Origin of the sequence: Staphylococcus sp. OJ82 (assembly GCF_000294465.1) — a bacterium.
In the GTDB taxonomy this organism is placed as follows: domain Bacteria; phylum Bacillota; class Bacilli; order Staphylococcales; family Staphylococcaceae; genus Staphylococcus; species Staphylococcus equorum.
Window position 1 is genome coordinate 1 of sequence record NZ_ALPU01000014.1, and the last position, 4,817, is coordinate 4,817.

4 protein-coding genes and 1 pseudogene are annotated in these 4,817 nt (G+C 28.4%); 4 read left to right on the forward strand and 1 reads right to left on the reverse strand.

What is annotated here, in order from left to right; translation table 11 throughout:
- Positions 1 to 485: 485 nt before the first annotated feature.
- Positions 486 to 1,220, reverse strand: a complete 735-nt coding sequence (locus SOJ_RS13250) for a DUF536 domain-containing protein (protein ID WP_002508633.1) — start codon at positions 1,218 to 1,220, stop codon at positions 486 to 488.
- A gap of 418 nt (positions 1,221 to 1,638) precedes the next feature.
- Between SOJ_RS13250 and SOJ_RS13255 the strand changes: the two genes are divergently transcribed.
- The 4 genes and pseudogenes from SOJ_RS13255 (at position 1,639) to SOJ_RS13265 (ending at position 4,772) form a co-directional block, all read left to right on the forward strand.
- A complete protein-coding gene (locus SOJ_RS13255; protein ID WP_002508634.1) occupies positions 1,639 to 2,610 on the forward strand; it encodes a replication initiator protein A in 972 nt (323 codons plus the stop codon).
- Positions 2,611 to 2,625: 15 nt separating this feature from the next.
- Positions 2,626 to 2,923, forward strand: a pseudogene (locus SOJ_RS14770) (protein rep); the annotation flags it as partial.
- 865 nt (positions 2,924 to 3,788) lie between these two features.
- The gene (gene cadD, locus SOJ_RS13260) at positions 3,789 to 4,406 is read left to right on the forward strand and encodes a cadmium resistance transporter CadD (protein WP_002508636.1); all 618 of its coding nucleotides are present in this window, start codon (positions 3,789 to 3,791) and stop codon (positions 4,404 to 4,406) included.
- Between the two features lie 18 nt (positions 4,407 to 4,424).
- Positions 4,425 to 4,772: an ArsR/SmtB family transcription factor gene (locus tag SOJ_RS13265; RefSeq protein ID WP_002508637.1), complete on the forward strand. Its 348-nt coding sequence runs from the start codon at positions 4,425 to 4,427 to the stop codon at positions 4,770 to 4,772.
- Positions 4,773 to 4,817: the final 45 nt, after the last annotated feature.

The window sequence follows — 4,817 nt, forward strand, 5'->3', positions numbered from 1 at the left end:
AGGCATTAGATATTCACTAATAATTATTGATAAGGTTTGTGCAGTTGTTTAATTAATATGCTAGACAGTAAAACACACTTCCCATTAAATGTGAATAAATATAATTAAATAAAGTACTGTATCTCTTTTAATATGTTTTTGGACTACGATGACACATCTTAACTAAACTAACATTCAAGAGCGATATCAATTATACTATATTTTTTTATCGCTCCTCATGTTTCTATTTGTTCAGAAGTGAGAAAATCTAATAATAAAGCAACCACGATAAATGATTTATGTCATTCTAACTATTAATAACATTACAGCTGGCCATACGCCTACTTGAGATGATATAAGTAATAATCCTAAAACTAATAAAATCATCTGAATTTATTGTTTTGATTTTATAATAATGTCTTTACATAATCGATGATTATCAGAAGTTCGATTCACATAAAAAAGCACGACAAGTTCATAAACTTGTCGTGCCTTTTTAATTACAATTAGTTACCAAATAAACGACTCCAAAACCCTTTTTTAGGGGGCTGTTTTCCCCTATCCTCATTCTCACTCTCTATTTCTTCAGATGGTTTATCATCTTTTGCTAATACTTTTTCGTTTGTACTGTCATCTTTTTTCTCTTCAGCTACATCTTTATGTTGTACTTCTGTTGGCTGTTCATCTTCTTCTTCTTGATTAATATCTTTAGATTCTTCGGTAAATGTTGCTTCTTGCGCATTAACGTTTTGTCTATCATTAACAGATGTATCAAAGGAATAATTAAGCTGTCTTTCTTCCTCTAATTGATTCTCCAATTTTTGAATCTTCTTATTACTCTCTAATGCCAATACTTGCTGATTCTCAAGTAATTTTGATCTTTCCTGCAACTCTTTTCTGTAGAATTCAATTGTTGTTTCATGACGATTTTCTTGTTTCTCAATTTGATCATTCAAAGTATCAATCTGATTTTTAAGGATTTCTACTATTTGAGTATCACTTTTGGATTCAACATTAATATTATCTGACTCTTTTTTTTGTTTGTCTTCAGTAGTACTTTCAAAACCATATTTCTTTTTATTTTCATTTACTCTTTGAATAATTTTTTCTATATCGGTATCTTCTTTAATAAACGAAGTGTTTTCCTGTTTTATTGTCTCTATATTCAATCGTTTAATGTTATTGAAAATTGTTTGCTTACTAACCCCTAATTCTTCACTCAATATTTTCACACTTTTCATATCATCAACCCTTTATAAAATGTTTATAAACCCTTTATAACATATTACAAGCTTGTTATGCTTCATAATAAAGTAATTGGTAAATCAAAAATATACAACCATCAACCCTTTTATCAAGTGTTTATAAAGGGTTGATGGTTGTTGTCAAGGGTTTATAAACCCTTTATCAACCCTTGACAAACCTACATTTTCCCTTTTATAAGCTTATTCAAAGTGCTATAATAACCTTAATACAACAAAAACCCCAACTACTGGTAATAGTCGGGGTTTGGTAATAAAACGTTGCAGCACGTTTATAAATATTTTGATATCTGTATTATATACAACTATATCATCAAAGTGCAAGCAAAAAATTTATGTGTTCTTGTAATGTTTTATTACCTCTATCCAAAATTTGAATAGGAAAGGGGTTTTTATTATGTCTAGAAAAAACATAAAAAATCAGGCCAGTCAAAATTTCTATATGCTACATAAAGTATTATTTATCAATGAAAAATATAAAAAGTTAAGTGATAGTGCAAAAGTTACCTATGCAATTCTTAATGATAGAGTAAGTTTATCTATTAAAAATAATTGGATAGATCAAAATGGAGATATATATTTTATTTTCACAAATGAAAATCTTCAAGAAGTGTTAGATAAAAGTAAAAATACAATAACCAAAATTAAAAAAGAATTACAAGAAGTGGGTTTATTAGAACAAGTTAAAACTGGATTTAATCGACCAAACAAACTATACCTTCATGAAATTGAAACAAATATAAATATTGAAAAAGAAATACAAAATAGCACTTCAAACAATGACGAATCAAGTGATAGTAAGGAATCCCAAATAATGGGAGTCCAGAATCCCAAACAATGGGAGCCCAGAATCCCAAACAATGGGAGCCCAGAATCCCAAAACTTAGACTCTAATGATACTGACTTAAGTAATACTGATTATATAGAGACTGAGAATAATGATACGCATGATATGAATGATACATACAACAATTCAATAAACAATAATCATTCGAATCATACAAATCATCAACAAACCGAATTTAATAATGATGCGCTTAAGTTTCAAGTCCTCGAAGAATTGCCTCAACAACTTCAAGACTATTTAAGTAAATTTGAAATTAGAGAAATTCGGATTATTAAAAGTGTATTACTCAAAGGTAAAAAATCATTTAATAATGCACATGATACGTATTACCGTTTAGAAGATGTTGAGTTTGAAATTGTAAGTGTGTTGAAACGTTTTAAAGCGATGCTGCTACAAAAGAATGAAACGGTTGAAGCGATGCAAGGGTATTTAATGCAATCCATTAAAGCTGAATTCGAAGAAACACATGCACTTTATATGCGACGTCAAAACATGAAACAACATAATATCTTTAATCAGTAATTCAAATAATCTATAGCAATCAAAGAGGCCTCAAAATATCCGATTAAGTCATCGGATTATTTAACTGGATATAGTGAAAAAAATTCAGGTTAGTAATTTAAAACAAGGTTTATATCGAAAATGTATGTTGAGTTATAGTGGATTACTTAAACAAAAATATAAAATTCTAAATTTAGATGATGCCGAAGATGGCAATTTAATTAATATAAGTGACTAAGATAAAACAACAAACCAAGAAGAAAAAGCACATTCAATTACTGCAATTTGGAATTTTGAAAAACCAAATTATTACTTAAAAGCTTTGAAACGTTAGTTTAAAAGCTAGCGTTTTTTATGTATTTTTTCCCCTGGGGGAACTATAGCGTTCAACCGGCATCGTTGACCAGTTTTACTATGAAAATTTTAATTTGCATGTAACTGGGCAGTGTCTTAAAAATCGACACTGGATTTACCAGAAATTTATGTATGGTTTATCTGCAAAATAAAAATTATAAAGTTTAAGAAATTCCAAATCAGTATCAGAGATATTTTGCTTTTTCATAATTTGGATTGTTTTTATAATTCTTTAGTGTTTGGAATATCATATAGATCAAAAAGTTCTTGTGATGTTTTATCAAATACGGAAAATATAAATTCAAAGTTTATTATCATAAAGAACACCTCTTATTTGGCTCATATTTGTGTTTTAAGAAATAAAATGATTATACAGATAAAAATATATATTACTTTAGAGTTTGCTCTAAATACCCCCTTAAAATACAAAATAGATATATTAGATTATCAAACGCAAATATGATTTTAGAACGACACCTTTTAGGTGTGTAAGTGCGCCCTTGGATATATAAAATAAAAAGCCAATCCACATAAAAATGGATTGGCTTTTGCAAAGTAGATTATAAAAAACTACTGTTAATAAGCGCCTAAACGTTATAGCCATATTATAACAAGAACACGCATTTATGCCGATAAAATTTATTGTGCGTTGAGAAGAACCCTTAACTAAACTTGCAGACGAATGTCGGCATAGCGTGAGCTATTAAGCCGACCATTCGACAAGTTTTGGGATTGTTAAGGGTTCCGAGGCTCAACGTCAATAAAGCAATTGGAATAAAGCATCTATGATTATTTAAAAATATAAGTTACAATACATTCAAAAATATTTTTGAATGAGGTGTATTATGATTCAAACGGTTGTTACTGCTGCTGTTCTTTATATTGCTACAGCAGTTGATTTATTAGTAATTTTATTAATATTTTTTGCTAGAGCAAAGACTAGAAAAGAATATAGAGATATTTATGTTGGTCAATATTTAGGGTCTATTATTTTAATATTAGTTAGTTTGTTTTTAGCTTTTGTATTAAATTATGTTCCAGAGAAGTGGATATTAGGTTTATTGGGTTTAATACCAATTTATCTTGGAATTAAAGTGGCTATTTATGATGATTGTGAAGGAGAAAAGAGAGCTAAAAAAGAATTGAATGAAAAAGGATTGTCTAAATTAGTTGGTACGGTTGCAATTGTTACGATAGCAAGTTGTGGTGCTGATAATATTGGTTTATTTGTTCCGTATTTTGTGACATTAAGTGTTACTAATTTATTAATTACTCTGTTTGTCTTTTTAATTTTAATTTTCTTCTTGGTATTTACTGCACAAAAATTAGCTAATATTCCAGGAGTTGGAGAAATTGTTGAGAAATTTAGTCGTTGGATTATGGCTGTTATTTATATAGCTTTAGGTTTATTTATTATTATTGAAAATGACACTATTCAAACAATTTTAGGATTTATATTTTAATTTAGGGTGTGATTTTATATGAGTTATGAAAATGCTTGTGATGTGATCTGTGTACATGAGGATAAAGTTAACAATGCTTTAAGTTTTTTAGAAGATGATAAATCTAAGAAATTACTTAACATTTTAGAAAAAATTTGTGATGAGAAGAAATTGAAAATCATATTATCTTTGATTAAAGAAGATGAGTTGTGTGTTTGTGATATTTCTTTGATATTGAAAATGAGTGTTGCTTCAACTTCACATCATTTAAGGCTTTTATATAAAAATGAGGTACTTGATTTTTATAAAGATGGAAAGATGGCATATTATTTTATTAAAGACGATGAAATAAGAGAGTTTTTCTCTAAAAATCAGGAGGGTTTTTGAAACGAGTGAAACGAGTTTCTTCTTGTCTTGATACTATATAGAAAT

What these genes read in the sequence shown, in the direction of transcription:
- SOJ_RS13250 (WP_002508633.1), bottom strand. Translation starts at nt 1,220, where the DNA reads ATGAAAAGTGTGAAAATATTGAGTGAAGAATTAGGGGTTAGTAAGCAA.
- SOJ_RS13255 (WP_002508634.1), top strand. Translation starts at nt 1,639, where the DNA reads ATGTCTAGAAAAAACATAAAAAATCAGGCCAGTCAAAATTTCTATATG.
- cadD (WP_002508636.1), top strand. Translation starts at nt 3,789, where the DNA reads ATGATTCAAACGGTTGTTACTGCTGCTGTTCTTTATATTGCTACAGCA.
- SOJ_RS13265 (WP_002508637.1), top strand. Translation starts at nt 4,425, where the DNA reads ATGAGTTATGAAAATGCTTGTGATGTGATCTGTGTACATGAGGATAAA.